Source organism: Luteitalea pratensis, assembly GCF_001618865.1.
Taxonomy (GTDB): Bacteria; Acidobacteriota; Vicinamibacteria; order Vicinamibacterales; family Vicinamibacteraceae; genus Luteitalea; species Luteitalea pratensis.
The window spans coordinates 5,356,610-5,379,271 of the sequence record NZ_CP015136.1; the positions used below are offsets into that span (position 1 = coordinate 5,356,610).

Below are 22,662 nucleotides of genomic sequence, written 5' to 3' on the forward strand. Positions count from 1 at the left end.
GGTGCGCCGCTGCGACCTGCATGGCACACGGTGTGCTCGTCGTGCGGTATGGCTCGCGACATCCAGGAACGGGCATTCAGGTTGGCGCTGCGGGTCACCGGTCTCGAGCATGACGACGGCTATCGCGCGATCGTCCGCAGGATCGTCGTTGCGCAATTGGTCCGCTCGGTGACGTCCATCGGGTCGAACCTCGAGGAGGCCACAGGTGCCCAGTCCAAGGCCGACTTCATTGCGTGGTCGGCATCGCGCGCAAGGAAGCACGCGAAGCGCAATTCTGGCTCAGGTTGTCGCGGGAGTCCGGCGTCCTACAGACGGACGTGTGGCCAGAGTTACTGAAGGAAACGGAAGAAGTGTCGCGCGTGGTGGCGGCTATCGCACGCAGCGCGAAACGTTCATCACGTCGCGGCGAGTGAGAAGCAAAGCCACACCGGCGTCTCAGCGAGACGCTCCGTGGGTGAGCGACCTGAAGTCCGCAATTTCGGCATCGCGGCATTCGGCATCGCGGCATCATCTGGATCGCTTGCGCGGTCCGCGTGCGGGCTTGGCGGCGCGCGCGGCCTCGCGCAACGTGATCTTTGGCGCCCTCGGCTTGCCGCCCACGCTGCGCTTGACGTGACTGGGAGTCGGCGCGTGGCCGAAGCGCACGCCCGCCTGCGGCTCGCTGCTCGTCCGCGTCCTGGCCGGCGCCGGACCGGCAGCGAGACCAGCGTCGGCACGCAGTTGCTGCACCTCCGCTGGCCGCAGCTCCCGATACATGCCCGGCTTCATGCGGCGATCGGTCAGCGTGCCGATGCTCGTCCGCGCGAGCGTGATCACCGGCAGACCCACCGCCTGGAACATCCGGCGGACCTGCCGGTTACGGCCTTCGTGAATCACGATCTGCAGCAGCGACTGCTCGCCCGACTTCTTCGTGAAGCTCTCGATGACGCGGACCTTCGCCGGTGCCGTGCGGCGTCCGTCGAGCGGCACGCCGGTCTCGAGCCGTCGCATCGTCTCGCCGGCGGGCACGCCGAACACACGCACCTCGTACGTGCGCGGCACCTCGTGACGCGGGTGCGTGAGCCGATCCGCGAGCTCGCCGTCGTTGGTGAGGAGAATCAACCCCTCGGAATCGAAGTCGAGCCGCCCCACCGGGTACAGCCCCTGCCCCGCCTCGCCCAGCAGCGTCAGCACCGTCGGCCGGCGCTGCGGGTCCGACCGCGTGGTGACGTAGTGCACCGGCTTGTACAGCAGGATGTAGCGGCGCGGCACCGCGGTGTGCAGCCGACGGCCGTCCACCTCGATGCGATCGGTCTGGCCATCGGCCTTGGTCCCGAGCTCGTTGACGACCTCGCCATTGACGCGCACCCGTCCCTCGGCGATGAGCGACTCGGCGACGCGCCGCGAGGCGATGCCGGCGGCGGACAGAATCTTCTGGAGGCGCTCCTGCGGCATGGTGCGAGGCTCCCGCCTCAGCGTTCCTCGTCTGGGGCGTCGGAGGCCGCCGGCGCATCGGTGTCGAGGCTGACCTCGGCAGGCGCCTCGGTGGACGCAGGCGGGGCCACGGGCACGTGACTGCCGCCCCGCGGTGCGGTCGCCTGCAGTTCCTCGTCCTCGAACAGCAGCGGCTCGACCGGCGCCGCGTCGCCGAAGGGCAGCGACACGCCGTCGCCCTCGCCCACCGGCGAAGGCAGGTCGAAACCGAGCGCTTCGGACATGTCCTCGACCTTCGGCAGGTCGGAGAGGTCCTTGAGTCCGAACTTGTCCAGGAACTCGCGTGTCGTGCCGTACATGAACGGACGGCCGACGACCTGCTTGCGCCCGACGATCTTCACCAGCTTGCGATCGAGCAGCGTGTTGAGCACGCCGGTCGTCGCGCTGACCCCGCGGATCTCCGCGATCTCGCCGGAGGTGACCGGCTGCTTGTACGCGATCACCGCCAGCGTCTCGAGTGCCTGCACTGACAGCTTCGAGGTGGTGCGCTCCTTGAACAGGCGCCGCACCCACTCGTAGAGCTCCGGACGCGTGACGATCTGGAAACCGCCCGCGACTTCGACCAGTTGCAGGCCGTCCGACCGCAGGTACGACTCGCGGACTTCGGCCAGCGCCGTCTCGATGTCCTCGCGGGGCTGGTCGTCGAGCAGCCGTCCCATGGCCTTCAGCGTCAGCGGCTCCGGCGACGCAAAGATCAGCGCCTCGACCACCGGCTTGAGGGGATGCGGGGCACGCGGCGCGTTGGCGACCTCCTCGGGGTCGAACAACTCCGGATCCTTCAGTTCCCCGGTGATGGCCTCGAAGGCGCTCGCCGACATCGACGACTCGCGCACGAGGTCGTCGTCGCCATCGGCCTCCTGCTCGGGGACGGACGCATCGGCTCCGGTCTCGGACTCGGCCGCCGGCACGGGCTCGACAGCCTCGCCGGTGCGCGCGTCATCAGCGGGATCGACTCGAGCGCCGGGCGTCGTGCCCCTGCCCTTGCCGCGCCTGCTTCTGGAAGGAGCCGGGGCCTCCGGGGCCACGGCCGCGTTGACGTCGTCTTCGACGGTCACGTCGGGTGTGTTGTCGTCGCTCATGACTGCGATCCGGGCGTGCCTTGCGGCCGCGCGGCGGGCTCGTGGTGCTCGATCGGACGGGGCGCGTCGGCGGGACGATCCCGCTTGTACACCCGAATGGGCCCGCCGGTGCCGCTCTGGACGACGCGCAGCACCTTGAGGCGAATCATCTCCAGAATGGCGAGGAACGTGACGATGAGATCGGCCCGCTGGGCGATGTCGTCGAACAACTCCTCGAAGCCCAGGGCCTCGACGCCAGCGAGGCGCGCCATCAACTGCTCGATGCGCATCTCGAGCGGTATCTGCTCCATCGGGAGGTAGTTGGCCGGCCGATGCTTGGCCCGCTCGACGATGGCCTTGAAGGCCGTCATGAGGCTGAAGAGGTCGACCTCGAGTTCGGGCTCCTTGTCGAGCCCCTCGCCCGCGAGCGCAGCGATGCGCTCGTCGGGACGCGACCACTGGGCGCTGCGGACCGTCTCGCGATCGTGCAGCAGTTCGGCGGCGGCCTTGAACTTCTGGTGCTCGACGAGCCGACGCACGAGCGCCTCGCGCGGATCCTCCTCGGGATCTTCCTGCTCGGGCGCCGGCCGCGGCAGCAGGCTGCGCGACTTGATGTGGATCAGCGTCGCCGCCATCACCAGGAAGTCCCCGGCAACATCGAGCTGCAGGTCCTGCATGAACCCGATGTAGTCGAGGTACTGGCGGGTGATCAGCGCGATCGGAATGTCGTAGATGTCGAGTTCGTGCTTCTTGATCAGGTGCAGCAGGAGGTCGAGGGGACCCTCGAAGACCTCGAGCTTCACGGGGAAGCGCTCGAGTGACGACTCGAACTCGGGAGACGGCGTGGTCATCAGTACGCCAGGTGCAACGCGTCGCGCACCCGCTTCATCGTCTCGACGGCGATGACGCGTGCCTTGCGCGAGCCTTCATGGATGATCTCGCGCACGCGTTCCGGGTGCGCGTCGAGGGCGGCGCGCCGCTCCCGCAGCGGTTCCATCGCCGCGTTCAGGGCTCGCGCCAGTTTCTTCTTGACCTCCACGTCGCCGACGCGTCCCTCGCGGTAGCGCGTCTTCAGATCCTCGACCTCGTCGTGATCCGGGTTGAACGCATCGTGGTAGGTGAACACCGGGTTGTCCTCGACGGTGCCGGGGATGTCTGCGCGCACGCGCTTGGGGTCGGTGTACATCGCGCGGACCTTGGTCTCCACGTCGGCAACACTGTCGGACAGGTCGATGGTGTTCTGGTAGCTCTTGCTCATCTTCCGGTTGTCCAGGCCGGGAAGGCGGGAGAAGTCCGTCAGCAGCGGCTCCGGCTCGACGAAGATGCGCCCGTGCATGTGGTGAACGCGGCGCACCACCTCGCGCGAGAGCTCGAGGTGCGGCACCTGGTCCTCACCGACCGGCACGAAGTTCGCGTCGTACATGATCACGTCGGCCGTCTGCAGCAGCGGGTAGCCGAGGAACCCGTAGGTCGAGAGGTCCTTCTCGGTGAGTTGCCCCTGCAGTTCCTTGTACGTGGGCACGCGCTCGAGCCACGGGATCGGAATCATCATCGACAGAAGCAGGTGCAGTTCGGCGTGCTCGGGCACCAGCGACTGCACGAAGATCGTCGACCGTTCGGGGTCGACGCCGGCAGCGATCCAATCGATCACGTTGTCGATCACGTACGACTGCAGCCGGCTCGTGTCGGCATAGTCGGTCGTGAGCGCATGCCAGTCGGCTGCGAAGTAGAAGCAGTCGTACTGCTCCTGCAGTTCGGTCCAGTTGCGCAGGGCCCCGACGAGGTGCCCCAGATGCAGTTTCCCGGTCGGGCGCATGCCCGACACCACGCGCTTGGTCACAGCAGTTGCACGAGCCTGAGAAGGACGGCGCGCGGCAGGAGCAGTTCCTGCAGCAGGGCCGACGGGGGCGAGATCAGCATGCCGAGGATGCCGGTCAGCATCAGCCCGTAGAGAACGAAGATGCCGTACGGCCGCACCTGGTCCCACTGGTGCGCCAGCCGCGGCGGCAGCAGCGCCGCGACGACGTTGCTGCCGTCGAGGGGCGGCACGGGGATCATGTTGAACATCGCCAGCAGGATGTTCACGCGGAAGAAGCCGTAGGCGAACTGCAGCAACGGCTCGACGACCGAGATGGCCCCGACCGACGCGGGCAGCAGCGGCAGCGCGCGGAGCAGCAGGCTGGCGAGCATCGCCAGCAGCAGGTTGCTCGCCGGCCCGGCCAGCGCGATCCACATGAAGTCGCGGCGAAAGTGCTTCAGGTACCGCCCGTCCACCGGCACGGGCTTGGCCCAGCCGATGATCGGCGCATTCATCGCAAACGCCAGCAGCGGCAGCATGACCGTGCCGATCGGATCGATATGCACCACCGGGTTGAGGGAGAGGCGTCCCTGGAGGCGGGCCGTGGGGTCGCCGAGGCGCGACGCCGCCCACGCGTGCGCGGCTTCGTGCACGGTGAGGGCCAGCAGCAGGCCGATGAACGCGAGAACTATGGAGCCAATTTCCACGGTAGGCAAAGACAGTAGGGTACCAGCCAATTTCAGAATTGCAGAATTGCACCGCCATGGTCAGCACTTCGAGGGTTGGCGCTGCCGATGAAATTCTGAAATTCTTGAAATTGCGCAATTCTCAGGCGCCGGAGGCGAAGTGACGCAGCACCGCGTCGGCGGCCTTCGCGCCGACGACCGTCGTCAGTTCCTCGCGGCTGGCCCGCCGCACGCCGGCGACGCTGCCGAATGTCGTCAGCAACTGGCGGCGCCGCCGCGGACCGATCTGCGTGACCTCGTCGAGTTCGGAACGCAGGTCGCGATTGGCACGGGCCGCGCGGTGGAAGGTCACCGCAAAGCGGTGCGCCTCGTCCCGGATGCGCTGCAGCATCCGCAAGGCCGGCGTGCCATCGCCGAACGCGATCGGGTCTTCCCGGTCGCGGGTGAAGACCAACTCTTCCTGCTTGGCGAGACCGACGGCGACCAGGTGATCGAGCCCCAGCGCTTCGAGGGCGTCGTAGGCGGCATTCAACTGGCCCTTGCCGCCGTCGATGACGATCAGGTCCGGCCAGGGGCCGTCCTCGTCGGCGACCTTGCGGTAGCGGCGCGTGACCACCTGGGTCATGGCCGCGAAGTCGTCAAGGAACCGGGCTCCGGGCTCCGGGTACCGGCCACCGGGGAGGCCGCCCTCGGGGCCGGCCTCCCGCGGACCTTGTGTCGCAAAGTCTGACGTGCCGACGATGCCCGCGACAACCTCCGGAACCGGAACGATACGTCCGGCCGCCCGATTCCCGACTCCCGACTCTCGACTCCCCGACTCGGCCCTGATCCGGTATTTCCGATACTCCGACCGTTTCATCCGACCGTCCTGGCACACCACCATCGACGCGACCGTCTCGGCGCCCTGCAGCGTGGAGATGTCGAAGCAGTCGATCCGGCGTGGCAGCGCGGCCAGCCCCAGGGCGGCCTGCAACGTCTCGAGTGCCTCGTAGTTGGCCGCGCCCTCCGCGTTGAAGCGTGCGGCGTAGGACAGCGAGGCGTTGCGCTCGGCCAGTTCGAGGAGCGCCTTCTTGTCGCCGCGCTGGGGCACGCTCACCAGCACCTGTCGCCCGGCCCGGGCCGACAACCATTCAGCCAGCAGGTCCATGTCCGGCAAGGCGATCGGCAACAGCACCTCTGGCGGGGGTGCCTGCTCCGTGTACGCGTGCGTGACCGCCCGTTCGAGCAGTTCGTCGAGCCGCGCGTCGCGCGCCTGGTCGGCGTTGGTCACCATCTCGACGCGATCCACGACCCGCCCCGACCGCACCTGGAACACCTGCACCACGGCGCCGCCGGGCCCGAGCTTCACGCCGATGGCATCGCGGTCGCCCATGCGCGGCGTCGCCATCTTCTGCTGCCTGTCGCGTAGCGTCTCGAGCGTCCGGATCGTGTCGCGCAGCTGCGCCGCCTGCTCGTAGCGTTGCTCATCGGCCGCGGCCTGCATGCGCGATTCGAGGTCGGCCACCAGTTCCTCGGTGCGGCCATCGAGGAGCAGGCGCGCGTCCCGCACGGCGTGCTGGTAGTCGGCCTGGCTACAGATGGCGGCGACGCACGGGGCGAGACAACGCTTGATGTCGTATTCGAGGCAGGGGCGCCCCCGCTGCCCCGTGATCACCTCGCGGCACGAGCGGATGCCGAACAGCTTGTGCGACAGGCTGCGTGTCTGCCAGGCCAGCGAGGCGGGCATGAACGGCCCGGCGTAGTAGTCGCCGTCATTGGCCACGCGGCGCACGACGGTCACGCGCGGGAAACCCTCCGAGGTGCTGAGCCGCAGGTACGGGTACGTCTTGTCGTCGCGGAGCTTGATGTTGTACTTCGGCGACCGTTCCTTGATGAGGTTGTTCTCGAGGGCAAGCGCTTCGACCACCGAGTCGGTGACGATGACGTCGAGGCTGGTGACCTCGTCGAGCAGGGCTTCGGTCTTGGGTGACGAGCCACGCGCCCCAAGGTAGCTGCGCACGCGGTCGCGTAGCGCGCGTGCCTTGCCCACGTAGATCGTCTCGCCCGCGGGGTTGCAATAGAGGTACACCCCGGGCTGCTCGGGCAGGCGTGCGATCTGGGTCTTCAGGTCTTCAATGGCCATGACGAGTGCACCGCGATGGCGAGACGCCGGTCCGACAGGGACGCGGCGCCGAGGCGGTCCCGCATGCCCATGTTCCCCCGGCCGGGTTGCAGGAGGCGACCCCGACCCTCCATTATATCGACGGGCAAATGACCTTCACGAGCGCCGTCGGCGCGATCTTCATGTTTCCGCTGAGCGGCATCATCCGTCTCTGCGTCGCGCTGCGGATTCACCCGAACGTGCTCACGTTCATCGGCGTCTGCATCAATCTCGCGGCGGCGTGGGCCCTCGGACGCGGCCGTTTCTTTCTGGCCGGCATCATCATCGTCGCCGCCAACCTGTTCGATTTCATCGACGGCAAGGTGGCCCACCAGACCGGCATGGCGAGCGAATTCGGCGGGTTCTGGGATTCGGTCATGGACCGGTTCTCGGACCTCGCGCTCTTTCTCGGGCTGGTCTACCTCTACGCCTCGCTGCAGCGCGCCGACTACGTGCTCGTGACGGCCCTGGCGATGACCTTCACGGTGCTGACCAGCTATGCCCGTGCCCGCGCCGAGTCCCTGATCGACAAGTGCAAGGTCGGCTTCATGGAGCGGCCCGAGCGCATTGTCCTGTTCATGATCGGCGCGTTCACGAACCGCATGGCCGCGGTGCTGTGGGTGATCCTGGTGCTGTCGATGCTCACCGTCGCCGCCCGCATCTACCACACCTGGCGCGAACTCGAAGGCCGCAAGGTGATGGCATGAGCCCGGACCGCGCCGCACTCGAGGAGCGGCTGCCGCTCCCGCTCCTGTTCTTCTGGCGGATCTTCTACTGGAGCTACGAGCGCACCACGATCCCCTACGACCTCATGGTGATCGCCATCCTCGCGTTCGTATGGCTGACACCGCCCGACTGGCTCGGCGACCCGACGGCGCGGGGGCTCGGACTGTTGGGCTACTTGCTCGGCCGCTGACGTAGCCTCGCTCATTAATGCCGGAATGGCGAGAATGCCGGAATGTCGAGTTCCAGCGCCTTCGACATTGCCGCACTCGCTACTTGATGCCGGAATGCCGAGAATGCCGGAATGTCGAGTTCCAGCGCCTTCGACATTGCCGCATTCCGGCATTTCAGCATTACTTGATCCCGCCCTGTCGTTTCGATAGAACGAGTGCAGTGCCCCAATCGTTCCTGTCCCATGTCCTGCTGCTGCTCGGCGCAGGCTTCCTCGTGGCCAACGTCCGCATCCTCGTGGATGTGGCGCGGTACCTGCGCATGCGTTCGCGGGCCGTCTTGACCTGGCCGAGCCCGCAGCCGCGGTATTACGGGCTGTTCCTGGCCATGGCCGCGATGCTCGGCCTGGTGCTCATGGTCAAGCTCCTGTACCTGCGCCTGCCACCCACCGCGGTGTTCGGCGAGGCGATGATGCTCACGTATTACGGCTATCTCGTGCCGCTGAGCATCCGGATCGGGCGGGGATTCTACGAGGACGGCGTGTGGGTGGACAACGGCTTCCTGCCCTATCACCAGATCGCCGGCCTGAGCTGGCGCGAGGAAGAACAACTCACGCTGCTCTTCATTCCGCGCATGAAGCAGGTGGCGCGCAAGCTGGTGGTGCCCGCGCCGTTCTACGGCGCGGCGCGGCGGTTGCTTCGAGACAAGATCGGCCGTCGCGACATCGACTTCTGGGGCAAGGCGCTCGATCTCGGCGCGCACGACGAACGCGACGACGCATAAGCGGACTCGCCTCATTGGCGGCTCCGCCTCATTGTCGGCTTCGCTGACAATGCTGAAAGGCTGAAAGGCTGGAATGTCGAGAGCAGGGTTTCGACACTCCGGCCTTCCAGCATTCCGGCATTGCCGCGAGCGAGCCGGCGTCAGCCGGCGAGCGTGGGATCAAAGCAGCGTCGGCACCTGGCCTCGTACGAGTCGGTGGCACCGACGAGCACGAGTTCCTGGCTCTTGACCAGCCGCTGCGTGTGGTTGGCGGGCTCGCCGCACACCATGCAGATCGCCAGCGTCTTGGTGATGTACTCGGCCACCGCCAGCAGCTGCGGCATCGGCTCGAACGGCCGCCCGAGGTAATCCTGGTCCAGGCCCGCGACGATCACGCGTTTGCCGCGGTCCGCGAGCGTGCTGCACACCGCCGGCAGTTCGACGTCGAAGAACTGGCCTTCGTCGATGCCCACCACTTCGGTCTCGTCGGCGACGCCGTCGAGAATCTCCGCAGCCGTGCGCACGGGAATCGACGGCAGCCGCATCTCGCTGTGTGACGTGATGTGCGTTTCCGAGAAGCGATCGTCGATGGCCGGCTTGAACACCTGCACGCGCCGCTTCGCGATCTGGGCGCGGCGCAAGCGGCGAATGAGCTCCTCGCTCTTGCCGCTGAACATGCTGCCGACGATGACCTCGATCCAGCCGGACGAGGGAGTGGGACGCTGGGAACTCTGGTCAGTCAACGAAACACTCGAAAAACTCGGCCATCGGCCATCGGCCCTGGGGCTTGGTAAGGGCAAACGAAGGCCGAAGGCCGGATGACCAAGGCCGTCTAGACGCGGGAGAGGTACTCGCCCGTATCGGTGTTGATCCGGACCACGGTGCCGACCTCCACGAATGCCGGGACGGTGACGACGTGCCCGGTTTCGAGCGTGGCGGGCTTGGTCTGGGCGTTGGCCGTCGCGCCCTTGATGCCCGGCACCGTGTCGGTCACCTTCAGGTCCACGGTGGGCGGCAGTTCGATGCCGACCGGGTTGCCCTCGTAGAACTCCACGCTGATGGTGGATTCGGGCAGCAGGAAGTTCATGGAGTCGCCGAGCGCCTCCTCGGACATGCCGGTCTGCTCGTACGACGCCGTGTCCATGAAGTAGAACGTGTCGCCGTCCTTGTACAGGTACTGCATCTCCCGTTCATCGAGCATCGCGCGCTCGACCATGTCCTCCGAGCGGAAGCGGTGCTCGAACATGATCCCGTCCTTCACCTTGCGCATCTTGGCGCGGACGAAGCCGCGCAGGTTCCCCGGTGTGACGTGCTGCGTCTCGACGATGCGACACAGCTCGTTGTTGTGCTTGATCAGGTTGCCCTTGCGGAGGCGGGTGGCAGCAACGGAACTCATGACACTCCTGGCAGACCGGCAGCGATCCCGGTCGAGTACGCAAACCGCAGGATGGTAGCACGCCGGTTTGCTACGATGAACCCATGCGCTGGGAATCCCTTCGCGAATACCGGACCCGGGCTGGCCAGGCCGACCGGCGTGGCGACTCGGGCTGGACGCCGCCGGCCGACGTCAGCGAAACCGAGGACAGCTTCATCGTCGTTGCGGAGTTGCCAGGCGTGCGCCGCGCGGACGTGGATGTCAAGGCCACGCACGATACGGTGACGATCCGCGGCTTTCGGCCGGACCCCGGCTGCGAGCCGGCCTGTTACGTGCGCCTCGAGCGCGGCCATGGCCAGTTCGTCCGCCGCTTCACCTTCCCCGCCCCGCTCGCCGTGGATGCGGTGCAGGCCGACTTCAAGGACGGCATTTTGACCGTGACGCTGCCGAAAGCCGTCGAGGCGCGAGGCCGTCGCGTCGAGGTGGGCTAGCATGCGCCGTCTCCTCCTGCCGGCCGCTCTCGTTGCAGCGAGTTTCTTTGCCGGCATGGTCGTCACCGGGCGCATTGGGCCGTCTGAGCAGGCAACCGCTCAGCCAGCGACGCCCGCGGCCCAGGCGCCAGTTGCGCCGGCGCCGCGATCGGCCGTGCCGGGCGGGCCTTTGCCGGAACTGGCCGACATCGCCGAGCTCGTTATCCCCAGCGTCGTCAACATCTCGGCGATGGGGTCGCGCCAGATGCGGCTGCCCTTCGGCTTCGTGGACGAACAGCCGACCCAGAGCGCCGGATCGGGCGTAGTCATCCGGAAGTCGGGAGACGTCGGCTACATCCTCACCAATGCGCACGTCATCGGCGACGCGACGCAATTGAGCGTGGTGCTGTGGAATCGCCGCGAGCGGACAGCCGAACTTGTCGGCATCGATCCGTACGCCGACCTGGCGCTGTTGCGCGTGAAGGATCCGAGTCTGCAGCCAGTGATCTGGGGCGACAGTGCGCGATTGCGCGTGGCCGAGTGGGTGATGGCAGTCGGCAACCCGTATCAGTTGGGCGAGACCGTCACGCTCGGCATCGTCTCGGCGGTCGGCCGCACCAACCCGCAGATGTCGGTCGTCGCCGACTACATCCAGACCGACGCGGCGATCAATCCGGGCAATTCCGGTGGCGCCCTCGTCAATCGGCGCGGCGAACTGGTCGGCATCAACACCTGGATCTACAGCGAGAGCGGTGGCTACCAGGGCATCGGCTTCGCGGTCCCGAGCAACCTGGCGCGAGACGTCGCGGCCCAGCTCGAGAAGTTCGGGAAGGTGCAGCGCGGCACGATCAGCGGCATCATCCGCATCGCCCCGCTCAACCCCGGCCTCGCGCAGGATCTCAACGTGACATCCACCGACGGCGTGGTCGTCTACCGCATGCGCCGCTCCGGCGATGCCTGGGCGGCCGGCGTCCGTGCCGGCGACGTCATCGTCGGCTTCAACGGCACCGGGATCAGGAACACCGAGGAGTTCGAGCGCTCGATGCTGACTGCCCCGGTCGGATCGGTCGCGACCCTCCGCGTGCGCCGCGCCCGCGAGGAGTTCGACATCAAGGTCCCAATCACCGAAGCGCCACTTCGGACTCAGTAATGCCTCATGCCTCATGCCTGACGTTCTGAGGTGATGGACCGCTCGGAGAGCGGTCCCTACCAACGATGCGGACATCGGACATCAGGCATCAGGCATCAGGCATCACCTCGGCCTCCCTGACACCGACGGGTGTCCTGGCACGTAGGCGCGCCAGGGCTTGTCCTGCCCGACACGGATGCCGATGCGTGGACTCCACGCGACGGGGAGGCGCCCCGCGGGTCCTGGTGGCTGCTCGATGCGCAGCGGGCCGCCATCGAGTGGCGCACGGTTCTGCGCACCCGTAATCGCGAGCGCACGCGTCAGGTTGCCCGGGCCGCGGCAGAGTTCAGCATCGTTGCCCGTCCACTCCCGCTCCACGTCCGCACGTCGTGTCGAGCGCCGCGCGCGCATCAGGTCGAGTCCGGCGGCCGGTTCGAGCGCTCGAATGAGCACGGCTGCCGGACTGCCTTCCGGCTCCGTGACGGCGTTGACCAGCCAGTGCACGCCGTAATTGAAATAGACGTAGGCAACGCCGGGGGACCCGTAGAGGGGCTGGTTGCGGCGCGTCGGGCCGGGCGCCGCGTGACAGGCCGGATCGGTCTCGCCGATGTAAGCCTCGACTTCCACGATCACGCCGGCGGCAATGCCATCGTCGGTGTCATGAACCAGCACCATCCCGATCAGGTCGTGGGCGACGTCCAGCGTCGGCCTCGCGAAGTAGGCCGGGGCCAGTGCACGCGTCGGACGCAGTCTCACGCTTCCAGCGTAGCGTGAGATCGTCTGGCGCGGACCCCGTCCCCCTCTAGCCGTCGACCTTCAGGCGTGGGCACCGGAGCCTGGGCGGAGGCGGCGCGACGGTGTAGCGGAGGCGGCGCAAACGTGTAGCCGTCGACCTTCCACCTTCGCCAAGGCTACGGCGGACAAGTCAGGTCGACGGTCAGTGATCCTCCCGGAAGATTCGCGCTAGCCCTTGCGCAGGCGCGCGATCGCGCGCTCGGCAGCACGCACCACGCGCAGGTCGCCGTCGCCACGGGCGCGCTCGAGCAGCACGAGCGCCTCGTCGCCGCCGATGAAGCCCAGCACCAGCGTCACGCTTTCACGCGTCGCCGGGTCCTTCGACGCCAGCGCCTGGTCGAGGCCAGGCACCGCGCGGGCCCCGAGTTCGACGAGGTAACCCATCGCCTGCTCGTGATTGGCGCCGTTGTCCAGCGCCTGCACGAGCGAACTGACGCCGCTGCTGCCGCCCTGCGGGCCGGCCATCACCGAGGCGAATGCCCCGGCCAGTTGGACGTCGCGCTCCTTGTCCCCGGCCAGGGTGGTCGCGGCCTGCTGCGCGGCCTCGCGGTTGCCGCTGCGTGCCAGGCCCTCACCCGCCAGCCGTCGCAGGTTCGGAGACGATGCGGTCAGTTGCGCCACGAACACCGGCTGCGACGAGGCGTGCGCGATACGCGCAAGGGCATCGAGCGCGGCCTCGGCGCGGGGTCCCTTGCCCTTGTGATACGTGAACTGGTCGGTGAGTGGTGTCAAGGCCTGCCAGGCCTTGACGTCGCCAAGGGCACGCATCGCGGCGGTTGCGACGCGGGTGCTCTTGTCGTTGAGGGCCTGCACGAGCGCGTCGCCCGCCGTGCTCACGCGCAGCCCGCCGATCACCCGTGCGGTCGCTTCCCGGATGTCCTCGTTGGTGTCCTGCAACAGGCGCGGCAACGCGTCGGCCGCATAGCCATCGAGCGGCGGGCGCGCCATGACCCCGAGCGCGTACACCGACTCGATGCGCACACGCGGGTTCTGGTCGAACATCGACTGCGCGAGGCCGTTGGTGAGCTCGACCGGAACCGGCTGCGGGATCAGGCCATAGGGCCCGAGATCGTAGATGCTCTGCGCGGCGCTGCGCGAACGGGTCTCGACGATGAGCCCCTTCTTGCGCTTGACGATCGCCGGCTTCTCGACGTGATAGAAGCTCAGCAGCGTGTAGATGGTCTCGAGTTGGACGTCGTCCACCGGATCGGTGAGCAATTGGCTGATCTGCGCGATCGCTTCGGGATAGGCCGTGGCGCCAAGCGAGCGCAAGGCATCGAGTCGGTTTTCGGGGGCTGCCGATCGAAGTTGCGTCACGACCTGGTCATAGGACGCGCGCGCAGCGGGCACGGGGGCCTCTTGCGCGATCGCCGGCGGGGCGCACGCGAGCAAACCGAGGAGGGTGGTCGTCTTGAGGAGTCGCATCGGCAGGTAGTGTAACAATCGTCGGCAGCGACGAGGTCACCCAGCTAGCCGTCGCGTCCGACGACGTCCTGGTGAGCCTCGAGGACGGCCCGCAGGTGGCGTCCGGTGTGAGACGCCTCGACGCCAACGATCGTCTCCGGCGATCCCACGGCCACCACTTCGCCGCCCGCGTACCCACCTTCAGGTCCGAGATCGATGACCCAGTCCGCTGTCTTGATCACGTCCAGGTTGTGTTCAATCACCAGCAGCGAGTGCCCTGCGGCCAGGAGCTTGCGGAAGGCTGCCAGCAGCTTCGCGATGTCGTCGAAATGCAGTCCGGTGGTCGGCTCGTCGAGGATGTAGAGCATCCGCTCGCCGCCCTGGGTCGAGAGGTGCGCCGCGATCTTGACGCGCTGGGCCTCTCCGCCCGACAGCGTTGTCGCGGGCTGGCCGAGACGCAGGTAGCCGAGTCCGATCTCCTCCAGCACCTGTAACCGGCGAAGCACCTTCGGCGATCCGTTGAAGAACTGCAGCGCCTCGCGCACCGTCAGGTCGAGCACCTGGTGAATGTTCTTGCCTCGGTACGTCACCTCGAGGACCTGGGGACGGAAGCGTGTGCCATCGCAGACGTCGCAGGGCACGAACACGTCGGCGAGAAACTGCATTTCGACGCGCACCTGGCCTTCGCCTTCGCACGCGTCGCAGCGACCGCCTGGCACGTTGAACGAGAAACTGCTCGCGGTGAGGCCGCGCGTGCGCGCGTCCTTGGTCGTGGCGAAGATCTCGCGGATCGGATCGAACGCCTTCAGGTAGGTCACCGGGTTGGAGCGCGGTGTCCTGCCGATTGGCGCCTGGTCGACGAGGATGACGTCCGACACCAGCTCGACGCCTTCGAGCCGCCGGCATGCGCCGACGGCCTTATCGTACTCGCCCTTGGCCCGCTTGATGCCGGCGTGGATCACGTCGTGCACCAGCGTCGACTTGCCGGAGCCCGACACGCCGGTGACCACCGTGAACAGGCCGAGTGGCACCTCGACGTCGATGTTCTTCAGGTTGTGCTCGGTGGCGCCGAGCACGCGCAGTTTCTGCCCGGTGGGCTTGCGCCGCGTTGCCGGCACGGGGATCGCGAGGTCGTCGCGCAGGTACTTCCCGGTGAGCGATCGCGGGTCCTTGCGCAGGCCCTCGAGCGAACCGGCATAGACGACACGGCCACCGAGTTCGCCGGCGCCGAGCCCCATGTCGATGATCTCGTCGGCGACGGCGATCATGTCAGCGTCGTGCTCGACGACGAGCACGGTGTTGCCCTGGTCGCGCAGCTGCCGGAGGATGCCGATGAGGCGCAGGTTGTCGCGCGGGTGCAGGCCGATGGACGGTTCGTCGAGCACGTACAGCGTGCCGACGAGCGCCGACCCGAGCGACGTCGCCAGGCTGATGCGCTGCGACTCACCGCCCGACAGCGTCGACGACAACCGATCGAGCGTGAGGTAATCCAGCCCGACGTTGCTCAGGAACGTGAGGCGCTTGACGATCTCGGCCTGCAGCTTGTCGGCAATCGCCGCCTCGCGTTCCGACAGCGCCAGGCTCGCGAAGAAATCGAGCGCCTCTCGCACGGTCATCGCGCCGACCCGATCGATCGTCAGCGTCTGTACCTGCACGTCACGCGCCTCGCGGCGCAGGCGCGCACCGCCGCAGTCCGGGCACGTCTGGTAGCCGCGATAGCGGCTCAGGAACACCCGGACGTGGACCTTGTACTTCTTGCGCTCGAGCAGCGCAAAGAAGCCGCGCACGCCCTCATAGCTGCCATCGCCGTCGACGACGAAGGCCCGCTCCGCGTCCGAAAGCTGCTCCCACGGCACGTCGAGCCGCACCTTGCCCTCGCGGCCCTGCCGCTTGAGGTGGGTCTGGTAGCCGCGGTACTGCGGCTTGGTCCACGGATCGATCGCGCCCTGCGTGAGGGTCTTGCCCGGGTTGGGCACCACGAGGCCGAGATCGAGCTCCATCACGTTGCCGAAGCCGTGGCAGGTCGGGCATGCGCCGAACGGGTTGTTGAACGAGAACAGCCGCGGCTGCGGCACTTCGTACGGGATGCCGCACGTCCGGCACTCGAACCGCTCGGAGAAGACGTGGCGAACGGGCGCTGCTGAGGTGGTGTCCACCCTCGCTTTGCCGGACGTCTCGCCTGCTCGCGCAGCTTCGGTGGACGCCCGAACTGCCCCCTCGTTCGATTCGGGCAATTCGATCGCGAAGGCCGCGCCGCCGCCTTCCTGGTACGCGACCTCGAGCGAGTCAGTGAGACGCGCGACGACGTCGGGCGCGACCTTGATGCGGTCGACGATCACCTCGAGCGTGGCTCGGCCCTCGAGCGACGTCAGGGGTACGTCGGCCAGGTTCTGCATCTGGCCATCGAGCAACACGCGTGTGAAGCCGCGGCGCCGCAACGTCTCGAGCGTCGACTCCAGCGACAGGCGCGCGTCCTTCTTCGTCGTCCGCCCGCTCGTCCCGCCGTCGTCATCGTCCTCACGGGCGGCGTCCTCGTCGGCTGCCGTCACGTGGAGACTGACGATCGGCATCTCGAACCCGAGCAGGAGGCGCGTGCCGGTGGGCAGGCCAGCGAGGCGCTGCGCGACCACTTCGGCCGACTCACGGATGACCTCGCGACCGCAGTTGCGGCAGAAAGTCCGGCCGACCCTGGCGAAAAGGAGGCGGAGGTAGTCGTGGATTTCGGTCGTGGTGCCGACGGTGCTGCGCGGGTTCCGGATGCTGTTCTTCTGCCGGATCGCGATTGCAGGCGAGATGCCGTGAATCGAGTCGACGTCGGGCCGCTCCATCCGTTCGAGGAACTGGCGCGCGTACGCCGACAGCGACTCGACGTACCGCCGCTGCCCCTCGGCGTAGATCGTGTCGAAGGCCAGCGAGGATTTGCCCGACCCGGAGACGCCGGTGATGACCACCAGCTTGCGCGCCGGCAAGGTGACGTCCACCTGCTTCAGGTTGTGGGTGCGGGCGCCCTTGACCACGATGTCCCGGATAGGCGCAGTCGGGGGAGTCGGCATCAACTAATCAGCATACCTGAACGCTGAACGCCGAACGCCAGCAACCGCCGAAGACCGACGGCCGCAGGCCCAGGGCCGACGCGGTTCCCCGTGTGCTAGAGTCGCGCGCAATGAGAATCACGGTTCATGCCGACGCTGCCGCGCTCGGTGCTGCCGCGGCCACCGAAGTGGCACAGGCCATCGTCGAGGCCGTGCAGGCTCGCGGGCGGGCCCGCATCATCGTCGCGACTGGCGCGTCGCAGTTCACGTTCCTCGACGCGCTCGTGGCGCGGACGGACGTGCCGTGGGCGCAGGTGGATGCGTTCCACCTCGACGAGTACCTGGGGCTGCCGCTGAGCCATCCGGCAAGCTTCCGGAAGTACCTGCAGGAGCGCCTCTTCAGCCGTGTACCGATCGGGTCGGCGTACCTGCTCGACGGCGAAGGCGACCCGTCCCAGGTCCTGGCTGCGGCGAGTGCAGCGATTTCGGCGGCGCCCATTGACCTGTGTTGCTGTGGCATCGGCGAGAACGGTCACCTTGCCTTCAACGACCCGCCCGCCGACTTCGTGACGGACCAGCCGTACCTCGTCGTGAACCTCGACGAGGCGTGCCGGCGTCAGCAGGTCGGCGAAGGCTGGTTCGCCGGCCTCGACGATGTACCGGCGCAGGCGTTGAGCATGTCCGTGCGGCAGATCATGAGGAGCCGGCAGATCTTCTGCATGGTGCCCGACGAGCGCAAGTCAGTCGCCGTCCAGGCGTCACTCGAAGGACCGGTGACATCGGACGTACCTGCATCCATCCTGCAGACACATCCGAACATGCGGCTCTTCCTCGATCCGGCGTCCGCGTCGCGTCTCGAGGCCGGCACGATCACCGCGGGTAGCTGATCGCCGTGTCGAGCGCGCCGACCAAGATCCCGCACCTGCGGTGGTACATCGCCATACTGCTGTGCCTGGCGTCGGAGCTGAACTACTTCGACCGTCAGGCGCTGTCGGTGCTGGCGGTGCAGATCCAGAAGGATCTCGGTTTCAGTTCCGTTCAGTACGGCCAGATCACGTCGGCCTTCCTCCTCAGCTACGCGGTCATGTATGCCGTCAGCGGCCGCATCATCGACGTCGTCGGGACACGGCGCGGCTACCTGTACTTCGTCAGCGCGTGGTCAGCCGCCGCGATGTCGCATGCGCTGGCGCGGTCGGTCTTCGGGTTCCAGGTCGCGCGCTTCGCGCTCGGCGCCGCCGAAGCGGCCGTGATCCCTGGTGGCGTGAAGGCGGCGGCCGAGTGGTTCCCGATCCGGGAACGTGCCCTCGCCGTCGGCATCTTCAACGCGGGCACCGCCCTCGGCTCGACGTTGGCGGTGCCGATCATCGGCGCCATCGCGCTCTCGTTCGGCTGGCAATGGGCGTTCGTCTTCGCCGGTGCACTCGGATTCCTCTGGCTGCCGTTCTGGTGGTGGCTGTATCACAAGCCCGAAGACCATCGCTGGATCACCGAGGCCGAGCGCTCGCTGATCCTCGGCGATCGTACCGCGGCCGACGAAGCGGGCCGGCCTGCGGTCTCGACGCTGCTGCGCATGAAGGAAACGTGGGGGTGCGTGGCCGCTCGCGTGCTCACCGATCCAATCACGTACTTCCTGCAATTCTGGGTGCCCAAGTACCTGCAGGAGGAGCGTGGGATCTCGCTGGCCGCACTGGCCGCGATCGGCTGGTTGCCGTACGCGGCACTCGCGGTCGGCAACGTGATGTCCGGCGCGATTCCGCGCTACCTCGTCACCCGGCACGCCTTCAGCGTCAACCGCGCCCGCAAGCTCACGACATTCACTGTCTCGTCGGCCGCGCTGCTCCTGTTCCTTGCGCTGACCCGCATCGATGCGCTGGTCCCGTACGTGTCCGGCCTCGGCCTGACGGGCACGTCGCTCGCGATCATCTGCATCACCGGCGTGATGTTCTGTCACGGCGCGTGGGGCAACGTGATCCTGCCGGCGGAAGTGTTCCCGACCCGCGCCGTGGGCACGGTCACGGGTATCGGCGGCTTCCTCGGCAGTGCGATGGGGTTCGTGACCCAGCTGGCGATTGGGTACGGCGTCCAGCACGCGGGGTACGCGCCCATCTTCCTGATCTGTTCGTCGGCGTATCTGATCGCGTTCCTGCTGGTCGTGGTGCTGATCGGCGAGCTCGGACGCATCCGGCAGGTGCCAAGCGGTGCCTGAGCATCGTGGGCCCGCCTTCGTCGATCTGCAGGTCAACGGCTTTGCCGGCGTCGACTACAACGCCGACGTGTCGATCGAACAGATCGTGCAGTCGTTCGCCGCCATGGAATGCACTGGCGTGGGACTGTGCCTGCCGACGATCATCACCTCGACCTACGAGCACTTCCGTGACTGCGCTCGCCGCCTGATCGCGACAGGCCACCCGATCGTCGCGGGCATTCACATGGAGGGGCCCTACATCTCGCCGGAGGATGGCTTCCGCGGCGCGCACCCACGCGCGTGTGTCGTCGCCCCGTCGCTCGATGATTTCGCGCGGCGCCAGGATGCCGCCGACGGCCACATCCGACTCGTGACCGTCGCCGCCGAAGTGCCCGGTGTCCTGCCGGTCATCGAAAGCGTCGTCGCCAGCGGCGTGCGAGTCGCCCTCGGGCATACCAACGCCACGACCGATCAGATCGCCGACGCGGTGAAGGCGGGCGCGACGATGTCGACGCACCTGGGCAACGGGTGCCCCGCCGTCCTGCCGCGGCACCCCAACGTGATCTGGGACCAGTTGGCGACCGATGCGCTGCACGCCTCGTTCATCGTCGACGGCCATCACCTGCCGCCCGCCGCCGTGCGCGCCATGGTGCGCGCCAAGGGCGTCGAACGCTGCATGCTGGTCACCGACGCGATGATGGCGGCCAGTGCCCCGCCGGGCGTTTACCGGCTGGGCGAGCTCGAAGTAATCGCTACTCCCTCGGGACGAGTCGCCGCTGCGGGATCGCTGACGCTGGCAGGATCCGCGCTCACGATGCCTCGTGCCGTTGGCCTCACCTATCGATGGGTATCCCTAGATATGGGGGTTGTCTGGGCCATGGCCTCAACACTGCCGGCCGAGTACCTTGGAATGGCGCCGCGAGGCGAGTCGCACGTGGTCTGGAGCGACGACGCCAGCGAGGTCACGCACGTCGCGTTCAGGCCCGACACGATCGGCTGATCTTCGGATTTACTCTTGTCTTCGCGCGTCCGCTCCGCGCACCATGATGCGCACGACCCGTCGTACCGATAGTTGAGGTAGCGATGGGGGCGGCGGCGGGACACGAGTGCAAACGACCAAGACACAGCGCTGGTTGACGCTCTACGTGAGCAGCGTCACGCTGGCGGGGCTTGCCCTGCTGGCCTGGGCGCTACCCAGCGTCAGGGACAACCCGTTCGTGGTCGCCGGGTTGCTGGCGCTCGCTGCAGCCCTGTCGGCACTGAAGATTCACGTCCCGCTCGCCCGCGGGTGGGCGACGATGTCGACGTCGTTCGCTGCGCTCTTCGTGGCGATGCTCACGACCGGCGTCGGGCCGGCCCTCGTCATCGCCGCCGTCTCGGGCTGGGTCCAGTCCGCGTTCCACAGCAAGACGCGTTCGCCGCTGTGGCGACACCTGTTCAACAGCATGATGCTCGTGCTGTCGGTCGGTGCCGCCGGCAGCACGTTCCTCCTGCTTGGTGGCCAGCTCGGGGACATCGGGCAGGCGCTCGACATCGGCCCGCTGATCGGCGCCACCGCCGCGTACTTCCTCACCAATTCGCTCATCGTCTCGACGGCCGTCGCGGTGTCCACCGGACAGCCGCTGTGGCGGTGCTGGCACGACAACTTCCTGTGGACGGCGCCCGGCTACTTCCTGACTGCCGGCGTGGTCTCGCTCGCGACGCTGGTCGCGTCCGCGGGCAAGTGGGGTGTCGTTCTCTTCGTGCTGGTCCCGGTTGCGTTCATCTATCACTCGTACAAGGTGTACTTCGGGCGGCTGCACGACGAGCAGAAGCGCGTGCAGGCGATGGCCGACCTGCATGCGAGTGCGCGTGAGGATCTCGCGGCCGAGAAGGAACGCCTCGCGGTCACGCTGCGCAGCATCGGCGACGCCGTGATCACCACCGACCTGCAGGGTCGGGTGACGATGCTCAACGTCGTTGCCGAGGAACTGACCGGCCGCACGCAGGAGAAGGCCATCGGCAGGGCCATCGACGACGTGCTGTGCCTCTGGGATCCGGAAGGGGCGACCGTCCAGGAAGTGCCGGTCGCGCGCATCCTCGACACAGGTCGCATGCCGGATGCCGAGACCAACGGGTCGCTGATTGCGCCCGACGGGGCGCGGCTCTCGGTGAACCTGACCGGCGCGGCGATGTCGGATGGTGAAGGCCAGAAGGTCGGCGTGGTGCTCGTCGTCCGCGACATCACCGAGAGCGTGCGCCTGACGCAGGAGCGCGTGCGGGCCAGCAAGCTGGAATCGCTCGGCGTGCTGGCGGGCGGCATCGCGCACGACTTCAACAACGTGCTCACCGCGGTGGTCGGCAACATCGCCCTGGCGCGCAGCGACGAGACGCTGTCGCGCGAGACCGCGACGTGGCTCGAGGAGGCCGAGCGCGCGTGCCTGCGGGCCCGCACGCTGACCCACCAGTTGCTGACGTTCTCGCGCGGCGGCGACCCGGTGAAGCGGCCGATGCACATCGGGCCGCTCGTCGACGCCACGGTCCGGTTCGCGGTGAGCGGATCGAACGTGCGTTGCTCGGTCGAAGTGGCACCCGACATGTGGGCCGTCGATGCCGACGAAGGCCAGATCGAGCAGGTCGTCCACAACATCGTCCTCAACGCCAAGCAGGCGATGCCGCGCGGCGGCCAGGTGCATGTGTCCTGCGGCAATGCCCGCCTCTCGCCGGGGCTGGACATGCCGGGTGCGGTGCGTCAGTTCGTCCGCATCAGCATCAGGGACCAGGGCGTGGGCATCCCGCCGGAGCATCTCGAGCGGATCTTCGATCCGTACTTCACCACCAAGCCGTCGGGCACCGGGCTGGGGCTGGCGGTCTCGCACGCCGTCATCAAGAATCACGGCGGCCTGCTGCAGGCCGAGTCGAGCATCGGAACGGGTACGGTCTTCCACATCCTGCTGCCCCGATCCATCAAGCGCGTCGCCCCGGTGCCGTCAGCGCCGACGGTGGCCATCCCGCACGGCAAGGGGCGGGTGCTGGTGATGGACGACGACCGTTCGATCGCGACGGTGACGGCATCGATGCTGAAGACGTTGGGCTACACGCCCGACATCGTCTCGGATGGCGAGATGGCGGTCGAGCGATACCTGATGGCGATGGAGTCCGACGATCCGTACGATGCGGTCGTCATGGACCTGACGGTCCCCGGCGGGATGGGCGGCGCCGAGGCGCTGGCCCAGTTGCGGGAGTACGACCCGCGCGTGTGCGCGGTGGTGATGAGCGGCTACGCCGACACCGGTCTGCTCGCCGAGTACCAGAGCGTGGGCTTTGCCGGGCGGCTCGCCAAGCCGTTCTCGTTGCGCGACCTGGCCGTCACACTGCACGACCTGCTCGCCGAGGCACGGCGCCGCGTGCCGCACGCGTAGCCGTGCGACGCGCGGCTACGCGAATGCCGGAATGCCGGAATGTCGAGTGCAGGATGTCGG

The 22,662-nt window shown here is 67.6% G+C and carries 22 protein-coding genes and 1 pseudogene; 11 read left to right on the forward strand and 12 right to left on the reverse strand.

The window, feature by feature from the left end:
* Nucleotides 1–48 precede the first annotated feature (48 nt).
* Together LuPra_RS34645 and LuPra_RS33405 are read left to right on the forward strand one after the other, a co-directional pair.
* Nucleotides 49–174, forward strand: a pseudogene (locus tag LuPra_RS34645) (hypothetical protein); the annotation flags it as partial.
* Between the two features lie 59 nt (nucleotides 175–233).
* Complete coding sequence (locus LuPra_RS33405; RefSeq protein ID WP_157899544.1) at nucleotides 234–413, forward strand: four helix bundle protein; 180 nt, start codon at nucleotides 234–236, stop codon at nucleotides 411–413.
* 94 nt (nucleotides 414–507) lie between these two features.
* Here the strand turns inward: LuPra_RS33405 and LuPra_RS22500 are convergent, their stop codons facing one another.
* The 6 genes from LuPra_RS22500 to uvrC all read right to left on the reverse strand — a co-directional run bounded on the left by LuPra_RS22500 (nucleotide 508) and on the right by uvrC (nucleotide 7,137).
* Nucleotides 508–1,434, reverse strand: coding sequence for a pseudouridine synthase (locus tag LuPra_RS22500; RefSeq protein ID WP_110172833.1), 927 nt, complete (start codon nucleotides 1,432–1,434; stop codon nucleotides 508–510).
* A 17-nt stretch (nucleotides 1,435–1,451) separates the two neighbouring features.
* Nucleotides 1,452–2,552, reverse strand: coding sequence for an SMC-Scp complex subunit ScpB (scpB, locus tag LuPra_RS22505; RefSeq protein WP_110172834.1), 1,101 nt, complete (start codon nucleotides 2,550–2,552; stop codon nucleotides 1,452–1,454).
* Complete coding sequence (locus LuPra_RS22510) at nucleotides 2,549–3,382, reverse strand: segregation and condensation protein A (protein WP_110172835.1); 834 nt, start codon at nucleotides 3,380–3,382, stop codon at nucleotides 2,549–2,551. The genes scpB and LuPra_RS22510 overlap by 4 nt, the downstream gene beginning before the upstream one ends.
* Complete coding sequence (gene trpS / locus LuPra_RS33410) at nucleotides 3,382–4,371, reverse strand: tryptophan--tRNA ligase (protein ID WP_234800508.1); 990 nt, start codon at nucleotides 4,369–4,371, stop codon at nucleotides 3,382–3,384. Before trpS ends, LuPra_RS22510 begins: the two co-directional genes overlap by 1 nt.
* A complete protein-coding gene (locus LuPra_RS33415) occupies nucleotides 4,368–5,036 on the reverse strand; it encodes a site-2 protease family protein (RefSeq protein ID WP_234800509.1) in 669 nt (222 codons plus the stop codon). Before LuPra_RS33415 ends, trpS begins: the two co-directional genes overlap by 4 nt.
* 121 nt (nucleotides 5,037–5,157) lie before the next feature.
* Nucleotides 5,158–7,137 (reverse strand): excinuclease ABC subunit UvrC, encoded by a 1,980-nt coding sequence (gene uvrC / locus LuPra_RS22520; RefSeq protein ID WP_110172837.1) that lies wholly within the window; start codon nucleotides 7,135–7,137, stop codon nucleotides 5,158–5,160.
* A gap of 5 nt (nucleotides 7,138–7,142) precedes the next feature.
* Between uvrC and LuPra_RS22525 the strand changes: the two genes are divergently transcribed.
* Both LuPra_RS22525 and LuPra_RS22530 read left to right on the forward strand, forming a co-directional pair.
* On the forward strand, nucleotides 7,143–7,862 hold the full coding sequence (locus LuPra_RS22525) for a CDP-alcohol phosphatidyltransferase family protein (protein WP_234800510.1): 720 nt from the start codon (nucleotides 7,143–7,145) through the stop codon (nucleotides 7,860–7,862).
* Entirely contained in the window at nucleotides 7,859–8,071 is a 213-nt protein-coding gene (locus tag LuPra_RS22530) for a hypothetical protein (protein ID WP_110172839.1), read from the forward strand. The genes LuPra_RS22525 and LuPra_RS22530 overlap by 4 nt, the downstream gene beginning before the upstream one ends.
* Nucleotides 8,072–8,085: 14 nt before the next feature.
* Here the strand turns inward: LuPra_RS22530 and LuPra_RS33985 are convergent, their stop codons facing one another.
* A complete protein-coding gene (locus tag LuPra_RS33985) occupies nucleotides 8,086–8,208 on the reverse strand; it encodes a hypothetical protein (protein WP_257724471.1) in 123 nt (40 codons plus the stop codon).
* Nucleotides 8,209–8,271: 63 nt separating this feature from the next.
* On the opposite strand from LuPra_RS33985, the gene LuPra_RS22535 reads away from it, so the two are divergent.
* Complete coding sequence (locus LuPra_RS22535; RefSeq protein WP_110172840.1) at nucleotides 8,272–8,832, forward strand: hypothetical protein; 561 nt, start codon at nucleotides 8,272–8,274, stop codon at nucleotides 8,830–8,832.
* A 140-nt stretch (nucleotides 8,833–8,972) separates the two neighbouring features.
* Here LuPra_RS22535 and LuPra_RS22540 read toward each other — a convergent pair whose 3' ends face one another.
* On the reverse strand, nucleotides 8,973–9,554 hold the full coding sequence (locus tag LuPra_RS22540; protein WP_237050665.1) for a thymidine kinase: 582 nt from the start codon (nucleotides 9,552–9,554) through the stop codon (nucleotides 8,973–8,975).
* An 89-nt stretch (nucleotides 9,555–9,643) separates the two neighbouring features.
* Nucleotides 9,644–10,207, reverse strand: a complete 564-nt coding sequence (gene efp, locus LuPra_RS22545) for an elongation factor P (protein ID WP_110172842.1) — start codon at nucleotides 10,205–10,207, stop codon at nucleotides 9,644–9,646.
* An 83-nt stretch (nucleotides 10,208–10,290) separates the two neighbouring features.
* Between efp and LuPra_RS22550 the strand changes: the two genes are divergently transcribed.
* Together LuPra_RS22550 and LuPra_RS22555 are read left to right on the forward strand one after the other, a co-directional pair.
* Complete coding sequence (locus tag LuPra_RS22550) at nucleotides 10,291–10,677, forward strand: Hsp20/alpha crystallin family protein (RefSeq protein WP_110172843.1); 387 nt, start codon at nucleotides 10,291–10,293, stop codon at nucleotides 10,675–10,677.
* 1 nt (nucleotide 10,678) lies between these two features.
* On the forward strand, nucleotides 10,679–11,806 hold the full coding sequence (locus tag LuPra_RS22555) for a S1C family serine protease (RefSeq protein ID WP_110172844.1): 1,128 nt from the start codon (nucleotides 10,679–10,681) through the stop codon (nucleotides 11,804–11,806).
* Nucleotides 11,807–11,908: 102 nt separating this feature from the next.
* Here LuPra_RS22555 and LuPra_RS22560 read toward each other — a convergent pair whose 3' ends face one another.
* The 3 genes from LuPra_RS22560 to uvrA form a co-directional block, all read right to left on the reverse strand.
* Nucleotides 11,909–12,541 carry a DNA-3-methyladenine glycosylase gene (locus LuPra_RS22560; RefSeq protein WP_110172845.1) on the reverse strand — a complete coding sequence of 211 codons (633 nt, stop codon included), beginning with the start codon at nucleotides 12,539–12,541 and terminating at the stop codon, nucleotides 11,909–11,911.
* A 207-nt stretch (nucleotides 12,542–12,748) separates the two neighbouring features.
* Nucleotides 12,749–14,005 carry a HEAT repeat domain-containing protein gene (locus LuPra_RS22565; RefSeq protein ID WP_110172846.1) on the reverse strand — a complete coding sequence of 419 codons (1,257 nt, stop codon included), beginning with the start codon at nucleotides 14,003–14,005 and terminating at the stop codon, nucleotides 12,749–12,751.
* A gap of 44 nt (nucleotides 14,006–14,049) precedes the next feature.
* Nucleotides 14,050–17,037: an excinuclease ABC subunit UvrA gene (uvrA, locus tag LuPra_RS22570; RefSeq protein WP_110172847.1), complete on the reverse strand. Its 2,988-nt coding sequence runs from the start codon at nucleotides 17,035–17,037 to the stop codon at nucleotides 14,050–14,052.
* Nucleotides 17,038–17,147: 110 nt separating this feature from the next.
* On the opposite strand from uvrA, the gene LuPra_RS22575 reads away from it, so the two are divergent.
* From LuPra_RS22575 to LuPra_RS22590, 4 genes are all read left to right on the forward strand, one after another.
* Nucleotides 17,148–17,903 carry a glucosamine-6-phosphate deaminase gene (locus LuPra_RS22575; RefSeq protein ID WP_110172848.1) on the forward strand — a complete coding sequence of 252 codons (756 nt, stop codon included), beginning with the start codon at nucleotides 17,148–17,150 and terminating at the stop codon, nucleotides 17,901–17,903.
* A gap of 5 nt (nucleotides 17,904–17,908) precedes the next feature.
* The gene (locus LuPra_RS22580; RefSeq protein WP_157899545.1) at nucleotides 17,909–19,222 is read left to right on the forward strand and encodes an MFS transporter; all 1,314 of its coding nucleotides are present in this window, start codon (nucleotides 17,909–17,911) and stop codon (nucleotides 19,220–19,222) included.
* On the forward strand, nucleotides 19,215–20,201 hold the full coding sequence (locus LuPra_RS22585) for an N-acetylglucosamine-6-phosphate deacetylase (protein ID WP_110172850.1): 987 nt from the start codon (nucleotides 19,215–19,217) through the stop codon (nucleotides 20,199–20,201). The genes LuPra_RS22580 and LuPra_RS22585 overlap by 8 nt, the downstream gene beginning before the upstream one ends.
* A 106-nt stretch (nucleotides 20,202–20,307) precedes the next feature.
* Nucleotides 20,308–22,602 carry a hybrid sensor histidine kinase/response regulator gene (locus LuPra_RS22590; RefSeq protein WP_110172851.1) on the forward strand — a complete coding sequence of 765 codons (2,295 nt, stop codon included), beginning with the start codon at nucleotides 20,308–20,310 and terminating at the stop codon, nucleotides 22,600–22,602.
* Nucleotides 22,603–22,662 lie beyond the last annotated feature (60 nt).

Coding starts and splice junctions, on each gene's coding strand:
- LuPra_RS22500 (WP_110172833.1), bottom strand. CDS start 1,434: ATGCCGCAGGAGCGCCTCCAGAAGATTCTGTCCGCCGCCGGCATCGCC.
- scpB (WP_110172834.1), bottom strand. CDS start 2,552: ATGAGCGACGACAACACACCCGACGTGACCGTCGAAGACGACGTCAAC.
- LuPra_RS22510 (WP_110172835.1), bottom strand. CDS start 3,382: ATGACCACGCCGTCTCCCGAGTTCGAGTCGTCACTCGAGCGCTTCCCC.
- uvrC (WP_110172837.1), bottom strand. CDS start 7,137: ATGGCCATTGAAGACCTGAAGACCCAGATCGCACGCCTGCCCGAGCAG.
- LuPra_RS22530 (WP_110172839.1), top strand. CDS start 7,859: ATGAGCCCGGACCGCGCCGCACTCGAGGAGCGGCTGCCGCTCCCGCTC.
- LuPra_RS33985 (WP_257724471.1), bottom strand. CDS start 8,208: ATGTCGAAGGCGCTGGAACTCGACATTCCGGCATTCTCGGCATTCCGG.
- efp (WP_110172842.1), bottom strand. CDS start 10,207: ATGAGTTCCGTTGCTGCCACCCGCCTCCGCAAGGGCAACCTGATCAAG.
- LuPra_RS22550 (WP_110172843.1), top strand. CDS start 10,291: ATGCGCTGGGAATCCCTTCGCGAATACCGGACCCGGGCTGGCCAGGCC.
- LuPra_RS22555 (WP_110172844.1), top strand. CDS start 10,679: ATGCGCCGTCTCCTCCTGCCGGCCGCTCTCGTTGCAGCGAGTTTCTTT.
- LuPra_RS22565 (WP_110172846.1), bottom strand. CDS start 14,005: ATGCGACTCCTCAAGACGACCACCCTCCTCGGTTTGCTCGCGTGCGCC.
- uvrA (WP_110172847.1), bottom strand. CDS start 17,037: ATGCCGACTCCCCCGACTGCGCCTATCCGGGACATCGTGGTCAAGGGC.
- LuPra_RS22575 (WP_110172848.1), top strand. CDS start 17,148: ATGAGAATCACGGTTCATGCCGACGCTGCCGCGCTCGGTGCTGCCGCG.